16 protein-coding genes are annotated in these 18393 nt (G+C 60.2%); 9 read left to right on the plus strand and 7 right to left on the minus strand.

All coding sequences use genetic code 11. From position 1 onward, the window contains the following. Positions 1-77: 77 nt before the first annotated feature. Entirely contained in the window at positions 78-1280 is a 1203-nt protein-coding gene (locus HB780_RS08850; protein ID WP_183686960.1) for an MFS transporter, read from the minus strand. A 249-nt stretch (positions 1281-1529) separates the two neighbouring features. After that, positions 1530-2156, minus strand: a complete 627-nt coding sequence (locus tag HB780_RS08855; RefSeq protein WP_183686963.1) for a methyltransferase family protein — start codon at positions 2154-2156, stop codon at positions 1530-1532. A gap of 162 nt (positions 2157-2318) precedes the next feature. On the opposite strand from HB780_RS08855, the gene HB780_RS08860 reads away from it, so the two are divergent. Then, entirely contained in the window at positions 2319-2780 is a 462-nt protein-coding gene (locus HB780_RS08860) for a MarR family winged helix-turn-helix transcriptional regulator (protein WP_183686965.1), read from the plus strand. Between the two features lie 153 nt (positions 2781-2933). On the opposite strand, the gene HB780_RS08865 is transcribed toward HB780_RS08860, so the two are convergent. After that, positions 2934-4436 (minus strand): FAD-dependent oxidoreductase, encoded by a 1503-nt coding sequence (locus HB780_RS08865; RefSeq protein ID WP_183686967.1) that lies wholly within the window; start codon positions 4434-4436, stop codon positions 2934-2936. 305 nt (positions 4437-4741) lie between these two features. Continuing rightward, positions 4742-5470, minus strand: a complete 729-nt coding sequence (locus HB780_RS08870) for a GntR family transcriptional regulator (RefSeq protein ID WP_183686969.1) — start codon at positions 5468-5470, stop codon at positions 4742-4744. Between the two features lie 185 nt (positions 5471-5655). Between HB780_RS08870 and HB780_RS08875 the strand changes: the two genes are divergently transcribed. From HB780_RS08875 to HB780_RS08895, 5 genes are all read left to right on the plus strand, one after another. Next, positions 5656-6642, plus strand: a complete 987-nt coding sequence (locus HB780_RS08875; protein WP_183686971.1) for an ABC transporter substrate-binding protein — start codon at positions 5656-5658, stop codon at positions 6640-6642. A 76-nt stretch (positions 6643-6718) separates the two neighbouring features. Beyond that, entirely contained in the window at positions 6719-7498 is a 780-nt protein-coding gene (locus HB780_RS08880; protein WP_183686973.1) for an ABC transporter ATP-binding protein, read from the plus strand. A 4-nt stretch (positions 7499-7502) separates the two neighbouring features. Next, positions 7503-8426, plus strand: a complete 924-nt coding sequence (locus HB780_RS08885; RefSeq protein WP_183686975.1) for an ABC transporter permease — start codon at positions 7503-7505, stop codon at positions 8424-8426. A 13-nt stretch (positions 8427-8439) separates the two neighbouring features. Continuing rightward, positions 8440-9687: a kynureninase gene (kynU, locus tag HB780_RS08890; protein ID WP_183686977.1), complete on the plus strand. Its 1248-nt coding sequence runs from the start codon at positions 8440-8442 to the stop codon at positions 9685-9687. Between the two features lie 38 nt (positions 9688-9725). After that, positions 9726-10556, plus strand: coding sequence for an alpha/beta hydrolase (locus HB780_RS08895; RefSeq protein WP_183686979.1), 831 nt, complete (start codon positions 9726-9728; stop codon positions 10554-10556). A gap of 13 nt (positions 10557-10569) precedes the next feature. Here HB780_RS08895 and HB780_RS08900 read toward each other — a convergent pair whose 3' ends face one another. Further along, positions 10570-10992 (minus strand): VOC family protein, encoded by a 423-nt coding sequence (locus HB780_RS08900; protein ID WP_183686981.1) that lies wholly within the window; start codon positions 10990-10992, stop codon positions 10570-10572. A gap of 270 nt (positions 10993-11262) precedes the next feature. On the opposite strand from HB780_RS08900, the gene HB780_RS08905 reads away from it, so the two are divergent. Continuing rightward, on the plus strand, positions 11263-11526 hold the full coding sequence (locus HB780_RS08905) for a hypothetical protein (RefSeq protein WP_286202893.1): 264 nt from the start codon (positions 11263-11265) through the stop codon (positions 11524-11526). Here HB780_RS08905 and HB780_RS08910 read toward each other — a convergent pair. Together HB780_RS08910 and uxuA are read right to left on the minus strand one after the other, a co-directional pair. Further along, positions 11515-13590, minus strand: coding sequence for a putative bifunctional diguanylate cyclase/phosphodiesterase (locus HB780_RS08910; RefSeq protein ID WP_183686983.1), 2076 nt, complete (start codon positions 13588-13590; stop codon positions 11515-11517). The two genes, HB780_RS08905 and HB780_RS08910, sit on opposite strands and share 12 nt — an antisense overlap. A gap of 217 nt (positions 13591-13807) precedes the next feature. Then, positions 13808-15010, minus strand: coding sequence for a mannonate dehydratase (gene uxuA / locus HB780_RS08915; RefSeq protein ID WP_183686985.1), 1203 nt, complete (start codon positions 15008-15010; stop codon positions 13808-13810). 124 nt (positions 15011-15134) lie between these two features. On the opposite strand from uxuA, the gene HB780_RS08920 reads away from it, so the two are divergent. Together HB780_RS08920 and HB780_RS08925 are read left to right on the plus strand one after the other, a co-directional pair. Continuing rightward, positions 15135-15848: a FadR/GntR family transcriptional regulator gene (locus tag HB780_RS08920; protein ID WP_183686987.1), complete on the plus strand. Its 714-nt coding sequence runs from the start codon at positions 15135-15137 to the stop codon at positions 15846-15848. A gap of 30 nt (positions 15849-15878) precedes the next feature. Then, complete coding sequence (locus HB780_RS08925) at positions 15879-18350, plus strand: glycoside hydrolase family 2 protein (RefSeq protein WP_183686988.1); 2472 nt, start codon at positions 15879-15881, stop codon at positions 18348-18350. Positions 18351-18393 lie beyond the last annotated feature (43 nt).

Raw genomic sequence — 18393 nt, forward strand, 5'->3', positions numbered from 1 at the left:
CAGAGCCACGCACTCGTCTAGCGAGGGTCAGTGTTGGCTGCCGATTCACAATCGGACAATTCCGCGTTCACCGACGATTATCCACCCCGTCTGGCACCTTCAAAGAACAGGAGCATGGCAAGCCCGAGCAATCCGGCAGCCGCGCCGATGACCGCTGTTCCGGAATAACTGCTTGCCCCCGTTCCGACCGCAAAGATGAGAGCGCTGAGGCCAGCGCTCACGAAAATGTTGACGGATATCAGGGCACTCCCAAGCCCAGGGCGCTCGGCAATCAGATCCTGCAAGTATGTGATCGGAATGCTGATGAGAGCAGCCGCTCCGATCCCGCTGATAAGGGTCAGCGCATAGACGTGCCAGGGCGCTGAGGCCAGCCCGAGCAGCAGCAGGTAGATAACATAGATGATCGTGCCTATGGCCAGCGCGGTGACATGGCTCATGACCCGCTGGGCGCGTCCCCACACGACGATGAATACGACTTCAAGAAGCGCTACTATCCCCACGAGTACGCCGATATCGGTGACCGTCCCATGGGCCGCGCCGGTGACGATGAGGGGTAGAATGGCGCCGTTGACATGAAGCGTGCTGCTAATCAGCGCCACCGCGATGACGCGCGCAAAGACCGGTGGAGAGACGACCTCGCCGAGTGCCGCAAGATAGGAAAGATGGCGCGTTGCCGCCTTGTCCGTGCCGTTCTGGCGCGGAAGGAAAACCGCGATCAGTCCAAAGCAGACCGCGCAGGCCAGAGCCGCGAAAAGATAGGCAGGCAGCATGCTCGAAGAATTTACAAGCAGGGCGCCGGTAATACCTGGCACGAGAACCCAGGACAGCGAAATCATCGCCCGGACGCCCGAGTTGACGGTAGCGACGTCGTTACGCTCCATTCCCGTGGTTGCGACCCTGACATTGGCAAAAAGCAGCGAATTGAGGGCGCCGTAGACTGGCAGGAAAAACAATGCGCTGAGAATGAAGGTCGCCTGCGCCGGAATGACATAGACTGCCCCATAACCCAGGATGCCGAAAATGGCGACCGTCAGCATCATCGTGCGGTATTCGCCGAGCCTGTCCGCCAGATTTCCAAGCAGAATGCTGACGATGACGTTCACCGCGGCCGCAGAAAAGATCAGGGCCGAATAGAGCCCATTGCTCAGGCCGAGCTCGCGAATACCCACGACGGACTGATAAGGCGATGTTGCAGCTCCGGCAAAACCGAAGGCAAAGATGGCAAGCATGCTCACCCGGATCGTCGGGTCGCGGAATACTTCGGGAATGAGGCGGGTCATCGGTGATGTCGAGGGTCTGGCAAATCACCCGGGCGCGGGTGACAGGGTTCTAGCAGGTTTAAGCCCAGCCGAAACCTGCTAAGGCGAAATATTCACTGCTTCGGCGCGCTAAAAAGTGTGCCGGCGGTTAATATCAGCACGCGCTAACCTCCGCGCTTTGGAGGCTTAAGATCGGCAATCCGATTTATGGAGCTCTTATAGTTGATCTAGCGCAAGTCGACCCGAAAGGACCGGATCGTTCGCTCAGCGCTAATACAGAAGGAAAGCTGCTTTAAGCAGGCCTAGCCGATGCGCGGCTTCTATAGCTTCCGTCACTGGAATTGCCGCAAACAAAACAAGGCCATCGCGAAATGTGTTCCAGAGCATAGAGGGCCGAAATCTATGTTCTTTTAGATCGTCTTTGTAAGCGGAAAACCTTGGCCAGAAACGCGGTGTCGTTTTGAGATATCGTCTGTACGCGTCACCGAATTCGCCGAGAAGATATCTCTCTTCACGCTTGACGACCACATGGAAGATCACCCAGCAGGCGGCTCCACAGAAGAGCCCGAACGTCAGCATCTCTGTTTGCAGGCCGATCCCAATTGCGGCCGAGATCGATCCGACGTAAAGCGGATTTCTGCACAAACTATAAGGACCATCGGACAACAGGTCCTTGTTCTTTTTCCCACCGATATAAAGCGTGCACCACAATCTGATACCGAAGCCGCATAGGATCATGAGGACGCCGAGAACCTCGAGCGAGAAGTCATAATATGTGTTGTCGTAAACCGGTTTGATGGCAAGCAGACTTGCTCCGACAATAAAGCAGCCAGCGACTATCGTGTATCGTCGCTTCCGCTGAAGATTGCCAAGTTTGTAGGGCGCTGATTGTTGCATGTTTTCTCCAGTGGGATGTAATGAGCGCACACGCCTAACCGAAGCGGCTGACGATGCTGCACGAACGTATCCGCAACCAAGCGCGGAAGATTTCTGTTTGAGGCTGTGCTTTTATATGTAAAATACACATACAACAGAGTTGATAGCCAGAGCAACAAAAACATGCATAATACACGTATTGATGATCCTTTTGTCGTTATCCATGGCGCGCTTGTCGATATCGTCGGGATCATGAACAGTCCGCAACGCGATGCCGCCATGATCCGGGAAGCCGGAATTTCACTGGATCGGGCCTTGTTTCCCCTGCTCCTCATAGTGGCCCGCAAGGGCCCGATCAGCGTCACGGATCTTGCTGACCTGGTGGGGCGCGATCACTCCACCGTGAGTAGGCAGATCCCCAAACTTGAGGAACAAGGCCTCATAGAACGTCGATCGGCGGGAACCGATCGACGCGTCCGCGAGGCCATCATAACCCCGGCTGGCAAAGAAATGACGGCCATCATCGACGCGACGCGAAAACAAGTTGCGGGGAGAATGCTCAAGGATTGGAACGATACGGATCTCCATAGTCTCGCCGTGCTCATCCGCAGACTGGCAGATGACGTTTTGAATATCCCCTCATGACATTGAGCGAATATCGTCATCCAGATGGCGATACTTTGGCACCATTCTCGGCGACGGCGGGGGGAAGTCCCTCCCCGGTCCCTTCTCTTGGCATGGCGAAAATTGCTGTGGGACAGGCGGGAAGGCTGTGTGGCGCCGCCCGCTTGGGTCACCTCAGTTTTGGGCTGCGAGCCCAACGCGTTTCAAATGAGCCTTGAGCATATTGATATCGGCGGACGGGACAATTGCGCTCAGATAGCCGTCCGGACGCACCAGAACCCAGTCGCCGGCTTCGACGTTGTAACCATCCCGGATGTGGCCTTGGTCATCTACTATGTCGCCCCGCGGTCCGACCGCGTGGATATGCAGGCCAGGGCGCGGTGCGATCGCAGATAGGCGATCTACCTCATAGCCGAGCAACGTCCAGTGACTACCTTGATACAGATCGAAAAGCCATTTTTGCTGACCCGAAGATCCTCGAATGGGCGCGTCCGGTGCCCTGTCGCCCGCTGACACGCCAAGTCCGCGCGCTGGCCCTGCAAAATTAAGGATCGAGGTGGGATAGCAAAGGTCGAGCTGATGCACTTCACGTCCACGCTGCATAGAGCCGGCCTTTGCCGCATCCAGCAATTTCGTTGCGAGGCCCAACATGCTGGCCGCTATAGGGCGACGCTCTTCTTCATAACTGTCCAGCAAAACATCTGGCGCTCCGCACAAGATCGATGCGAGCTTCCATCCGAGATTATAGGCGTCCTGAACACTCGTATTGAGCCCTTGCCCACCTGTCGGCGGATGGGTGTGGGCCGCATCCCCGGCAAGAAAGACACGTCCGTCACGATAGCGATCGGCCAGGCGTGCGTTCATCGTGTAGGCCGAAGCCCAGAAAACCGATTGGATCACGATATCCGCGCGTCCGGTGCGTTCAGTAAACAATGCCGATAAGCCTGCCGCAGATAAATCGACGTCGCCCTCGAGAGGGATCGGCCCCTGTACCTGGAAGAGATCCGTGCCAGCGAGCGGGCACAGAGATATCTGGCTCGTCATCAGACCCTCGTTGAACCGGTGCCAGACATCGCGCGAAACGCCCGTTGCGGTGACATCGGCAACGATTGCCCGTACGCCGAGCGTCTTGCCGGGAAACCCGATTTCGAGCGTATGCCGTACAAAGCTCCTGCCACCATCGGTGCCGACGAGATAACGGGCACGAACCGTCTCTTCACCAGTTGAATTGACGATCGTTGCAACAACGCAGTCTCCGTCCTGCGAAAAGCCGTTCAGCTCGTGACCGAACTCCGGCCGATGACCAAGCTCCAGCAGGCGCTCGCGAAGGATGCTTTCAGTGAGGAATTGCGGGAGCATCAGGCTCGTCGTGAACGGCTCTGCGGGCGTCGCGGCCACAGTTTCAAAGACAGCCTTGTCCTCGAAACTGCCGTCACTGCGGTACTTCCGTTCGGGAGGATATGCGCCGCCAGCCGCGACGATACGGTCCACAATACCCATGTCGGCGAAAACTTCGAGTGTTCGGGGCTGGATGCCCTTTCCTCTCGATCCATCAAACGGCTTTTCCAGTTTCTCGATCAAGCGGAAGTTCACGTTGCGACGGGCAAGTTCGATCGCGAGAGCAAGACCCGCAGCGCCTGCGCCAGATATCAAAACGTCGATTTCATGTTTCTTCATACCACTCACCTCATTTGTATGTAAAATACACATATTCAAGGCGCGGAAAGGAGTCAAGAAATATTGTGTATATTACACGCAATCGCACGACTGATGCCGTACGCATATGAAATCCAAGATATTTTGTGAAGCGACATGACCAACACAACGCCCGAGGCTTGAAGCTCCTCGGCGGGGCCGTAGGCCACGAACTGTGCGATGATCGCCAGAGCGGTGAAAGCCGCTGGTGCGTTCGTCATCGCACTCTCTGTCAATATAACTTATTGATATCATAGAGTTATTTACAACAACCGGATACCTTGGCGCTACCGGATCTCATCCTCGGCGCGGATATAGACCTGCAACGTGTAGCCGATATGCTCGGTCATCAGCGCCCGAGCGCGCTCGACGTCACGGTCGAGCGCCGCATCCATCAGCGCCGTGTGGTGCTCCATCGCCATCGCGTCGCGCAAAGCGGCGACCGCCTTTTCATAACCGATCGTCAGGCCGGCGGCGGCGCGCTGGGTTGGCGCCAGGCCCAGGAAACGGTGATGGCGGCGGAGCTGGTCGGAAATTGTGCTTTGAAAGCGTTGCAGCCAGTTCGATGATGCCGCGCTGATCAGCGCGGCGTGAAAGGCCGTATGTTTCTCGTCCCATTCGTCGGCCATCTCCTCGGAAGCTGCATCGGGGACGATCTTGCAGCGCGACAGGCGGTAGTGGGCAGTGACGACGGCGGATTCCCAGTCCGGGCCGCCCTTCTCGATCGACTCCAGCAGCAACGGCAGTTCGACGACCATGCGCGCCCGCATCAGGTCTTCCAGTTCGGCACGCGAGACGGGGGCGACGGCAAAACCGCGATTGGTGACGGCGGTAACAAGCTTCTCGGCCTCAAGCCTTGACAGTGCTTCACGCAAGGGCGTCCAGCCGACGCCATAGGCATCCCGCAGGGCGCTGAGTTTCAACGATGCCCCGGGTCTGAGTTTCGTGTTGAGAATATCCCGCCGCAGCAGCCAATAGGCCGCTTCCGTCTTGGTCAACGAGTCCTTGTCCTGCATGACGTTCGTCCCGGTCGTCGGAGTCCTGAAATTATATATAAAACGGCTCTGACGCAAAAATATATATCAAAGGTTCTGATGGTGCATATCATATATCGGAAATTGACAGAGACACCGCAGGCGCTATGATCCGCCGCAACAAGGCCGATTAAACGCGGCTGCTTACAACATCCGGGAGGGAAATCATGCGTAAAACCACGTCCAAATGGCTGTCCGGGCTCGTCCTCGCGGGCACCTTCATGGCAAGCGTCGCGACTGCGGCCGCCGAACCGATCAAGATCGCCATCGCCAATTTCGGCGAACACCCGCAGCTCAATGCCTCGATCACCGGCTTCAAGAAGGCCCTCGCGGACAATGGCTTCGTCGAAGGCAAGGACGTCGTTTATACCGAGAGCAACACGAGCTTCGATGCCTCGCTGGTGCCGCAGATGATCGCCAAGCTGCAGTCCGAGCACCCCAAGCTGATGTACACCGTCACCACGCCGGTCTCCCAGATCGCCAAGAAGGCGCTGGCAGGCTCGGGCATCCCGATCGTGTTCTCGGCCGTGACCGATCCGGTTGCCGCCAAGCTGGTTCCGTCCTGGGACGCCGGCGACGAGGGCATCACCGGTGCATCCGACCTGCAGGATATCGCCGCCATCATGACCTTCACCAAGAAGCTGCTGCCGAACGCCAAGCGCTTCGGCGTGCCCTACAATCCGGGCGAAGCCAACGACGTCGCCCTTCTCGATAAGGTCAAGGAGGCAGCCCCGGCTGCTGGCTTCGAAGTCGTTCCCGTCGGCGTCGACAGCGTCAACGACATCCAGCAGCGCATCGCATCGCTGGCCGGCAAGGCCGACGTGATCTACACGCCCGCCTCCAACCTGCTGCAGCCGGCAATCACCGCCGTTTCCGCGGCCGCCCGCCAGGCACAGATCCCGATCGTCAATTCAGATGACGCCGCCGTTCGCAGCGGCATCGTACCGGCAAGCTTCGCGGTCAATTACGAGCAGGTCGGCGAAAATGCCGGCAAGATCGCCGCGCAGATCCTGAAGGGCACAGATCCGAAGACGATTGCTCCGGTGCGCCCGGCCTATGCCGACCATGCGCCGCTGATCAACAAGACGGTTCTGAAGGCCTTCGGCGCCGAGGTGCCGGCCGGGCTTGCCGATTGCAATTGCTTCGTCAACTGACAAGCGGCATCTTCGACAGACAATTCAGCAGATATGGCGGCGTGGCCAACGCCGCCATTTTTTCAAGGAGGCACGGATGCTGGACATCAAATCCGCGCGCAAGGTTTTCTATAAGGGACTGCCGGACGAGAAGGTCGCGCTCGACGGCCTCGCCCTGTCGCTGAAGAGCGGCGAATTCGGCGTGGTCATCGGCTCGAACGGCGCTGGCAAGAGCAGCATGCTCAATGCCATTTCCGGCGCGCTCAGCCTCGATTCCGGCCAGATCATCATCAATGGCGACGACGTTACCGGCTCGCCGGTGCACAAGCGCGCCGCGCGGCTCGCCCGCGTCTTCCAGGACCCGATGAAGGGCACCGCCGCCAGCATGACGGTTGCCGAAAACATGCTGCTCGCCGAATTGCGCGGTAAGAAGCGCGCCCTGCGCCCGGGTCTCAACGCATCCCGGCTTGCCACCTATAGGGAACGGCTGTCGGTTCTCGGCCTCGGCCTGGAGAGCCGGCTGGATACGAAGGTGGAGCTGCTCTCCGGCGGCCAGCGGCAATCGCTGTCGCTGATCATGGCCGTCGGCGGTTCGCCGGATGTCCTGTTGCTCGACGAACATACCGCGGCACTTGATCCGCGCACCGCCGATATCGTCATGCAAGCGACTGTGCGCACCGTCGAGGCGCTGAAGCTGACCACCCTGATGGTGACACACAACATGCAGCACGCCGTCGATTTCGGCGACAGCATCATCATGCTCGACGCCGGCCGCGTTCATCTCGAAATCACCGGCGAGGGAAAACGTCGGATCACCGTGCCCGAGCTGATCGGTCATTTCGCCGTCAAGACCGACCGCATGCTGCTGGTGAGCTGATATCATGGATTTCATTCAGACAACCGTTTCAAGCTTCATCTCGCTGATCCCGGTCACGCTGGCGCAGAGTTTCATCCTGAGCTTCGTCGTGCTCGGCATCATGATCCCCTTCCGCATGCTGAGCTTTCCGGATCTGACCAGCGAAGGCGCCTTTCCGCTCGGCGGCTGCATCTGCGGCATCCTGCTTGCGGCAGGCGTGACGCCGCCGCTCGCGATCGCTGCTTCTTTCGCCATCGGGCTTGCGGCCGGCTGCTGCACAGCCTTCATTCATCTACGCTTCCGCATCCACACGCTGCTCGCCGGCATCCTGATGTCGACCATGCTCTACAGCATCAACCTCGGCATCATGGGTAAGTCGAACCTCTCGGTCTTCGGCGCGCCGACCGTCTTCGACTGGGTGCCCCTGACGCAGCCGGGCTTTCCGGCGAGCAAGATCGTCATTGCCGGCCTGATCGCCCTCATCGTCCTGATTGCCCTCAACCTCTATTTCAAGACGGAGAAGGGCACGGCGATGCGCGCCGTCGGCGCCAATCCCGATATGGCCGAGGCGCAGGGCATCAATGTCTGGGCCGCGACCATCGGCGGCGTCGGTCTCGCAAGCGCCTTTTCCGCCACCAGCGGGGCGCTGATGGTGCAGTCGCAGGGCTTTGCCGATGTGAACATGGGCATCGGCATCCTCATTAACGGCCTGGCCGCGCTGATGATCGGCGAGGCTTTCACCGGCAAGCAGACTGTGTTGCGACAGCTGCTCGCGCCCTTTGTCGGCTCGATCATCTATTACCAGCTCGTGTCGCTGTGCCTTGCCGCTGGCCTGCCGCCGTCGAACCTGAAGCTCGCCACCGGCCTGTTCGTACTCATCATGCTGGCGCTGCCGAGCATCCGCCGCAGCCGTGGCGGTGCGCCCTCCAGGGAAACCATTCGCGAATAAAGAGGCCGATACCATGGACAGCCTTCCCGATCTCGCCGCCATCGAGGCCATGGACGAGGCCGATCCGCTGCGCTTCTTTCGCAGTCGCTTCGCCCTGCCCCACGGCGTCATCTATCTCGACGGCAACTCTCTCGGCGCTGCCTCGCATGATGTCTTCACGGAACTCAAGCAGGCGATGATGGAGGAATGGGGCAACGGTCTCATTCGCAGCTGGAATAGCGCCGGCTGGTTCCAGCTGCCGCTCGAACTCGGCGACCGCATCGGCCGGCTGATCGGCGCCGCACCCGGCCAGACCGTGGTCGCCGACTCCACGTCGATCAATATCTACAAGGCCCTGCATGCGGCCTTAGCGATGCGCCTCGACCGTAACATCATCGTTGCCGAAGGCGATAGTTTCCCGACTGACCTCTACATGGCGGAAGGTGTCACTTCCACACGGCCGGGCACCACGCTTCGCCTCGAAGGCCGGGATGCCGACGATATCGAGAGCCTGATCGACAACCAGACCGCCGTCGTCCTCGTCAACCACGTCAACTACAAGACCGGCGCGCTGCGCGACATGGCGGCGCTGACGCGCCGGATCCACGAGGCCGGCGCGCTGGTCATCTGGGATCTCTGCCACAGCGCCGGCGCATTGCCCGTCGATCTCGACGGCGCCAATGCCGATTTCGCGGTCGGCTGCACCTATAAATATCTGAACGGCGGCCCCGGCGCGCCGGCCTTCATTTATGCCGCGCACCGCCATCATGCCTCAATCGTCCAGCCGCTCAGCGGCTGGTGGAGCCATGCCCGGCCTTTCGCCTTCGAGCAGGGTTTTGCCGAGGGCGATGGCATCAAGCGCTTTCTTTGTGGAACGCCGCCGGTCCTGTCGCTGCGGGCGCTGAAAGGCGCGCTTGGCATCTGGGACGAGGTCGATCTGGATATGCTGCGCCAGAAGAGCATCGCGCTCAGCGATCTCTTTATCCGCTTGGTCGAAGCCAAATGCGGCCAATATGGCGTCGTGCTGGACACCACGCGCGACAGCGAACAACGCGGCAGCCAGGTCTCCTTCACCCATGACCACGGCTATGAAGTGATGCAGGCCTTGATCGAGTGCGGCGTCATTGGCGATTTCCGTGCGCCTTCGACCCTGCGCTTCGGCTTCACGCCGCTTTACGTCAGCTACCGCGATGTCTGGCAGGCAGCCGGTGTGCTGGAAGATATTCTGAGCAGCGGATCATGGCAGGACGCACGCTTTGCCGTGCGCTCCGCCGTGACCTGATATCGGATAGGCCTTCGCAAGAACCGGGAGATCGGGCAATGAGCTATTTCAGGATCACCGATTGGGACGTTGCCTATACCAACGGCGCCTATGTCGTTGATGGAGACCGCTGGCCGGCGGCCTGGGCGGGGCCCGCACAGGCCTTCCGCGATAGCCTGGCGGCCAACGGGCGAGCCAAGCTCGACCTTGCCTACGGGCCACGCACGCGCAATCGCTTCGACCTTTTCCTCCCGCCCGAGAAGCCGAAGGGATTGGTTATCTTCATCCATGGCGGCTACTGGCTGGAGCTGGATAAGAGCTATTGGTCGCATATGGCGGCCGGCGCGGTCGCCAACGGCTACGCGGTCGCTTTTCCCTCCTACACACTTTGCCCGGACATTCGCATCAGCGGTATCGGGGAAGAGATCGCGGCCGCAATCGGCAAGGCTGCCGAGATGGTCAATGGTCCGTTGATACTGGCCGGACATTCCGCCGGCGGCCAACTTGTGGCCCGCATGGTCACCACCACCTCGCCGCTTCCCACTTCGGTCCGTGCCCGTATCAGCCATGTGGTTTCCATTTCCGGACTTCACGATCTGCGCCCGATCATGAAGCGGGCGATGAACCAGCAGCTACGTATCGACGCGGCGGAAGCCATGGCCGAGAGTCCGGCGCTGCTGGAGCCGGTGAACAATATCCGCCTCACCTGCTGGGTCGGCGGCGCGGAGCGCTCCGAATTCGTCCGTCAAAGCGCCCTGCTGGCCAATATCTGGACCGGTCTCGGCGCGGCGACGGCAACCGTCGTCGAGCCGGACCGGAATCATTTCACCATCTTGGACGGCCTTGCCGATCCGGCGCATCCGTTGACGCAAGCTCTGCTCGCTGAATGATCGGAAAGAGGGATTATGCCTTTACAGGTGCATTGATCGCCCAGGTGACGCCGAAGGGATCGCGAAGCTGGCCCCAAAGATCGCCCCAGAACATCACCTGCGGTTCCATGACGACTTCCGCTCCGGCCTGGACGGCACGCGCCCACCAGGGATCGAGATCGTCGACAAGCAGTTGCAGCGAGAAGGCCTGCGGCTTTTCCACTCCAAAACCATGTTCGGGATAGAAATCGCCCAGCATCAGCGAGCTGCCGTTGACATAGAGATGGATGTGCATCGTCCGGCCCTGCTCATCGGCCGGATACATGAAGGCACGCTCGGCTCCGAAGGCACGTTCATAGAATTCGGCGGCCTTTACGGCGCCATCCACCATCACATAGGTCACCAGGCCACCCTTGGCCGGGATATTGGGCTGGGGTGATTGTTCTGTATCGGTCATGATCGTCTCCTCGGAACAGGTTTGAACGTTGCGCCCGTCGGCGGGCTGCCCCAAGGACGATGGCCGATCACGTTTCCCGACAGGCGAAGCCAAATATTTTCCATTTTATCATTTCGTGGCAGAACACATTGCATCCGAATGAAAGGCGAGAGGCATATGCACCGATGGCGAATAGCTTTACTCCTCGTATGCCTGCCGGCTGTCGCGGCCCATAATTGTTCGGCATCCGAAGCCGCCTATCGTGGCATAGAGGACGACAGGACGAACGGCGTGAAGCACGGCCTGTTCGAGATCCGGGAAGAGGCGAGACAATTCATCGCCAGGGAAAATCTGTCTCGCGATACGCATTGGGAGGCGCTTGACCCAAACCTGAAGATTCAGGTACCCCGATGCGCCGTTCCGCTAACGGTCAAGTGGGTTCCCAAAACCTATGGCCTGTCCGCACCGAATGTCGCGGTGTTCTGCGGCAGGACGATCGACGGCAGTTGGGAAAAACGCTGGAACGTCTTCGTTCCCGTCACCTCAAAGCGATGAAACCCGCTTCACGGGGCGCTTTTCACCAAAGATCAGCGCCTCCGCATCCTGTCGCGGCATGGGCCGTCCGAGCAGGAAACCCTGGACTTCGCTGTAGCCCTCGGCCCGCAGTTTCCCCAGCTGCTCTTCCGTTTCAATGCCTTCGGCCAACGTCATGGCATTGAATCCGGAGGCGATGCCGACGACGGCGCGGACGATGGCGAGATTGCCGGGATCGGTCTCGATGCCGGCAACGAAGCTGCGATCGAGCTTGATCTTGTCGAAGGCGAAGGAACGCAGATAGCTCAATGACGAATAGCCCGTGCCGAAATCGTCGATGGCGATGCGGATGCCGAGCTCCTTCAAGGCGCGCAGCAATTGCAGGCTCTGCTCGACCTCGGAGAGCAGGACGGATTCGGTGATTTCGATTTCCAGCCGTTCAGGACGAAGTCCGGTCTCATCGAGCACTGAAACGATGGTGGCGAGCAGACCTGTATGCCGGAATTGATAGACGGACAGATTGACGGCGATCTTCAGGTCGCTCGGCCATCGCGCGGCGGTACGGCAAGCCTCCCGCAACACCCATTCGCCGATCGGCACGATCATGCCGGTTTCCTCGGCAACGGGGATGAACTCCATCGGCGCAATCAGTCCACGCTCCGGATGCCGCCAGCGGATCAGCGCTTCGAAACCGGACAGGCCGTCATTGTCCAGCCGGATGATCGGCTGGTAATAAAGCTCAAATTCATCGTTCTGCAGTGCTTCGCGAAGCTCGACGGTGAGTTGATGGCGCCGCTCGGCCTCAAGCCGCATCTCGGTCTGGTAAAAACGATAGGTCGACCGGCCGCTGCCCTTGGCCGCGTAAAGCGCCAGGTCCGCGTCGCGCATCAGGACGTCGGCATCCTCCGCATGGTCCGGCGCCATCGCGATACCGATGCTGCAGGTGACATGCTCGCGCACGCCATCCAGGTCGAAGGGGGCCGCGAGCGACAGCAGCAGCAGGTCGGCAAAGCGCTGTGCCCGGTCGGCATCGGTCATCCTCAGCACCAGCGCGAATTCGTCGCCGCCAAGCCGGGCGACAAGATCGCTTTTCTCGGCAAGCCGCAGAAGCCGCTCCGCGACCTGACGCAGAAGCGTGTCGCCGGCGGCATGCCCCTTGCTGTCGTTGATGTGCTTGAAATGATCGATATCGATGTAGAGCAGCGCGATCGGCGTTTCCGGAGTGGCGGCAGCCACCTGCCGGACGATACTTTCGGAAAAGAAGGCCCGGTTCGGAAGACCGGTCAGGGAATCATGCATGGCGAGATGCGCAAGCTTGGCCTCGACGCCGCGTTCCTCGGTAACATCCTGGGAAATGCCGAGAAGATAGCGTGGCGCTTCGCCCTTCGGCGCAGGCAGCGCCCGCTTCGCCGTTCTCAGGATGCGCGTGACGCCATCCATACCCCGGATTGTTTCTTCGAAATTGATGGTCGAAGCCGTTTCGAATGCGCGTTCATCCTGCTGACGAAAGGCCGCGATCTGCTCCTCATGAAAAACCGCCTGGTCGTTCTTACCGACAACATCTTTCGCCGGACGCCCCATGGCCGCCGCGCAGGCCTCGTTGAACAGGATGTAGCGGCCCTCCTCCGCCATGTCCTTGACGAAAACGCCGACGGGCAGATTGTCGACGATGCTGTCGAGCAGCGATCGGGTATCGGTGACCTGCCGGTGTGCGGCATTGACCTCCGTGCGGTCCTGGACGATCGCCAGAATCGCTTCCTTGCCGTCGAAACGGATTTCGCGCCCGTAGGTCAGGACCTCGAATGTCTGGCCATCCGCCTTGAGATGGGTCCAACGCTCTGCTCTCTCCACATCCGTCCGGCACTGGATGGCATTGCGCATCCGTTCGCGCTCCCCATACGGGCGAATGTCGAGAACGGTCATGCCGGCATAATCTTCATGGCTATAGCCATAAAGCTGACGCGCGGCATCGTTGACGATGTGGAATTTCAGCGTCTTGGAATCATAGACCCACATCGGCGAGGGATGCGTCTCGAACAGCGACCGAAAATCATCGTTCGGAGTGTCGGGCCAAACGGAGTTCATGTGCGGATCAACCTAGCCAATTTGCGTTGAAACGATACGGAAGCAAATAGCTATAGCGAAGAAAGTTAAACAAAATCAAAATGGTAGACAGATTAAACTTTAAGCAAAAGCCCATCAAATACGCAACAATCCGCTTCATTTTATTGACTATTCGCCGCCGCACAAATCGCGCTTGCCTTTTTGATAACTGAAGGCGCGATTATCAATCTCCCGATCTCTAGAAGCGTCTCCAATGCCGCGAGAACTCATCCGTCTTGCCGATGGCGTGGATCACCCCATGCAGTTCCGCCAACCCCTTCAGGCGCCCGATCAGGGAGTAGCCAGGATTGGTCGGCTTATCGACATCGTCGCCGATTAGATGGCCATGATCGGGGCGCATCGGGATCAGATGATCTGCCCGCCCCTCGGCCCGACGCCGGGCCTCTTCCGCCAGAAGCGTGCGCAGGATGGCATACATATCGCTGCGGCCCTCGAGATGGGACGCTTCGACGAAGGAACCGTCCGGCTCGATCGCCACGTCGCGCAAATGGGCGAAATTGATGCGCGGCGCGAATTCGCGGGCAATGGCAAGCACGTCGTTGTCGGCGCGCGAGCCGAGGGAGCCGACGCAAAGCGTCAGGCCGTTGGCCGGATGATCGACACTGGCGACGATGCGGCGTAGATCCTCAGCCGTCGAAACCACGCGCGGCAGGCCGAACAGTGAAATCGGCGGATCGTCGGGATGGATGGCAAGCCGTGCACCGACCTCCGCCGCCACGGGGACGACTTCACGCAGAAATCTGTCGAGGTTCGCCCGTAGATCGTCGGCCGTCACTCCATCGAAGGAATCGATCTCGGCGCGAATGGCCTCCCGGCCATAGCTGTCCTCGCCGCCGGGAAGTCCGGCGATGATATTGCTTTCGAGGCGCCGAACCGCTTCTTCGGAGAGCTCCGCCAACCGCTTCTCGGCGCGCTGCACAAGCGCCGGCGTGTAGCTCGCCTCGGCACCTTTCCGGCGCAGAACGAAGGCGTCGTAGGCGACGAACTCCACCATGTCGAACCGAAGTGCCAGCGCCGTTGTCGGCATCTCGAAACGCAGGTCCGTGCGCGTCCAGTCGACCACAGGCATGAAATTGTAGCAGATCGTGTTGATGCCGGAGCGGGCGAGATTGACCAGCGTGTCCTTCCAGACGTCGATTGCCTTCGCAGCGCCAGCGCCGCCGAGCTTGATGGCGCTCGGGATCGGGATCGATTCACAGACGCTCCAGCGCATGCCGGCGGCATCCACCAGGACCTTGCGCGCCTCAATCTCTTCCGGTGTCCATGTACGGGAATGGGAGACTTCATGCAGCGCCGTGACGACACCTGTTGCTCCGCCCTGACGGGCGTGAATGAGTGGAACGAGATCTTTAGGCCCGAACCAGCGCCAGCAACTCTCCATGTGATATCTCCCTGATTTGTTGGTCAACATAATGCCAGATCCTAGATTGTCCATTCCATTGCTACCTCTATCCCGCTTGACATCTCTTATTGACCAACAATATCTTCTTCGAGATGGAGGACGCATGGCGACGGAAACCGCAGAGGTCGGGGACAAGGGATCGGCGGTGGACCAGGTGGTCGATGCGCTTCGTCGGCTGATGCGCGAGCGCAATCTCGGCCTCGGCGACGCCCTTCCCTCGGAAATCGAGTTGGCGGCGATGTTCAACAGCAGCCGCAACACCGTGCGCGAAGCGATCCGCATATTGAAAGCATACGGCATCGTCGAAAGCAGGCAGAAGGTCGGGGCCGTCATCACGGACCGGCGTCAGCAGGCACTGATGGAGCAGTTCTCCTTCGCGCTCGATATTTCCGCCGAAAGCTTTCTCGACATCCAGGGTTTTCGCCGGCTGATCGAAGTCAATCTCTCCGATCTCCTGTTCGAACATATCGACGATGCCGGCATTGCCCGGCTGGAGACGATCAACGACGCCATGAAGCTGGCACCGGACCTATCGGATGCCGCCGCATTCGACTTCAAGTTCCACGCCACACTGGTGGGCCTTGCCGGCAATCAGACGGTGTCACAAGTCTATGGCATTCTGCAGCCATTGTTGCAGCGTCTGATGGAGGCGGGAAAACGCTCCCGCGCCGCCGTCGACAACGCTTATGACGACCATCGCGACATCATCGCCGCACTGAAGCAACGCGACCGCATTGCCTACGCCTATCACATGAACCGTCATCTTAACGCCGGATTGCAGTTCATCCAGCCATCCAAAGAGCCGCGGCAGATTTGACACAATCCATCTCATGACGGACCGACAAGCATGAAGACACTAGCACTCGACACCGGCTGGACCCTCTCCCGCCTCCGCGCACCCTCCACCGCCCCCTCCCTGCCCACAACGATCCCGGCCACCGTGCCGGGCAATGTGCACACCGATCTCCTGTCCGCCCGACTGATCACGAACCCCTATCTCGATGTCAACGAGATCTCCCAGGACTGGATAGGCCGCTCGGCCTGGCGCTACCGTATGGCCTTCAACTGGGATAGCGATGACGCGGATCAGGTCGATCTCTCCTGCCTTGGCCTCGACACGGCGGCACGCGTAGAGCTAAATGGCACCTTGCTCGGCGAGACGCGCAACATGCACCGCAGCTACCGTTTCGATATTCGTGAGAAACTCAAGGACGGCCGCAACGAGCTGATCATCGATTTCGAGTCCGCCTATGTCCATGGCGAGGCCGTGCGCGCCGCACTCGGCACCGCCGCCGACATCCCCGCCAACTATCCCGGCCCCAGCAACCTCATCCGCAAGATGGCCTGCAATTTCGGCTGGGACTGGGGCCCGACCGTCGTTACCGCCGGCATATGGAAGCCGGTCGCCATCGAGAGCTGGACGAAGGCGCGTTTGGGCACCGTTCGCCCGGAAATCACCCTGCAAGGCGGCGACGGCGTCGCCCGTGTGCGCGTCGAGATCGAATGGGCTGCCGAGGGCATGGACAGCGCGGCGCTTGTAATGTCGGTCGGCGGCAAGCGATCCGAGGTGCGCATCGCACAGGGCGAAACGCATACGCTGGTGGAATGCCGGGTCGATAATCCTCAGGTCTGGTGGCCGCATGGGCTTGGCGACCAGCCGCTCTACGATCTTGACCTCCAGCTTCTGGGGTCTGACGGCGCGGTGCTGGATCGCTGGCAACGGCGCGTCGGCTTCCGCTCGGTGCGGCTCGACACAACGCCCGATGAAATCGGCTCTGCCTTCACTCTCGTCGTCAACGACGTGCCGGTCTTTGCGCGTGGCGCCAACTGGATCCCGGACGATTGCTTCCTGCCGCGCGTGACGCGGGAGCGCTATCGCGAGCGGATTGCCCAGGCCCGAGACGCCAATATGAATATCCTGCGCGTCTGGGGCGGCGGCATCTACGAGACCGATACCTTCTACGAGGAATGCGACGCGGCGGGCATCATGGTCTGGCAGGACTTCCTCTTTGCCTGCGCCGCCTACCCTGAAGACGAGCCGGTCTACAGCGAGATCGAGGCGGAAGCCCGCGAGGCGATCACCCGGCTGATGCCCTATCCCTCGCTGGTGCTCTGGAACGGCAACAACGAGAATATCTGGGGCTATTTCGACTGGGGCTGGCAGGATGTGCTCGCCAACCGCCCCTGGGGCGCCGGCTACTATCTCGACCTCCTGCCCAAACTCGTCGCCGAGATCGACCCGACGCGGCCCTATTGGCCCGGCAGTCCCTATTCCGGCTCGATGGATATCGCACCGAATGCCGACGAGCATGGCTGCAAGCACATTTGGGATGTCTGGAACGAGGTCGGCTACGAGACCTACCGCAACTATATCCCACGTTTCTGCTCCGAATTCGGCTGGCAGGCGCCTCCGACCTACGGGACGCTTGCCGGATCCGTGCGGGAGAAAAATCGCGCGCCCGCCTCGCCCGGTGTTTTGCATCACCAGAAGGCCACGACCGGCAACAACAAGCTGCTGAAGGGTTTGGAGGGCTGGTTCCCCGCGCCGGAAAACTTCGACGACTGGCTCTTCGTTACCCAACTCAATCAGGCCCGCGCCATCAGCTTCGGTGTCGACCACATGCGCTCGCATCGCCCCACCTGCATGGGCGCGATCGTCTGGCAGCTCAATGATTGCTGGCCGGTGACCTCCTGGGCAGCGATCGATGGCGGCGGGCGGAAGAAGCCGCTCTGGTACGCACTGCGCAACAGCTACGCCCCGCATCTCCTCACCATCCAGCCGCGCGGCGATGGTCTCGCCGCCATCGCCGTCAACGATGCCACCCTGTTCTGGCGCGTGCCGTTCACCGTCGAGCGTTTCGACTTCAACGGCAAGCTTCTCGCTCGTCATTCCGTCTGGCGCATCCTCTGCGACCGCTTCGAAAATGCGGAGATATCGATCCCCAAGGATGTGGCGACACCCGGCGATCCCCAGCGGGAGTTTTTACGCGCCCGCCTCGGCGATTCCGACGCCTGGTGGTTCTTCGAAAAGGATATGGAGCTGCAATATCCGCAGCCGCGTTTCGAAATAGAGGCCGCGCCAACCGCAGACGGCATAGCCGTCACGGTCACGGCACAGACCTTCCTGCGCGATCTCTGCCTGTTTCCCGACCGGATCAACCCGGATGCCGAGGTCGACGACATGCTGGTCAGCCTGATGCCGGGCGAGAGCAGGACGTTCCGCATAAAGGGTCTGTCAAAAGAAGCCTGGGATGATGCCGATCTTTCTTCTGTCATGCGCACGGCCAATCAGGTCGCGAGCGCTAATCAACATCGGTGATACGGAAACAGTGTCACGAAAGATTGCGATCCTAGACGGCAAA

It is taken from the genome of Rhizobium lusitanum (assembly GCF_014189535.1).
GTDB lineage: Bacteria > Pseudomonadota > Alphaproteobacteria > Rhizobiales > Rhizobiaceae > Rhizobium > Rhizobium lusitanum_C.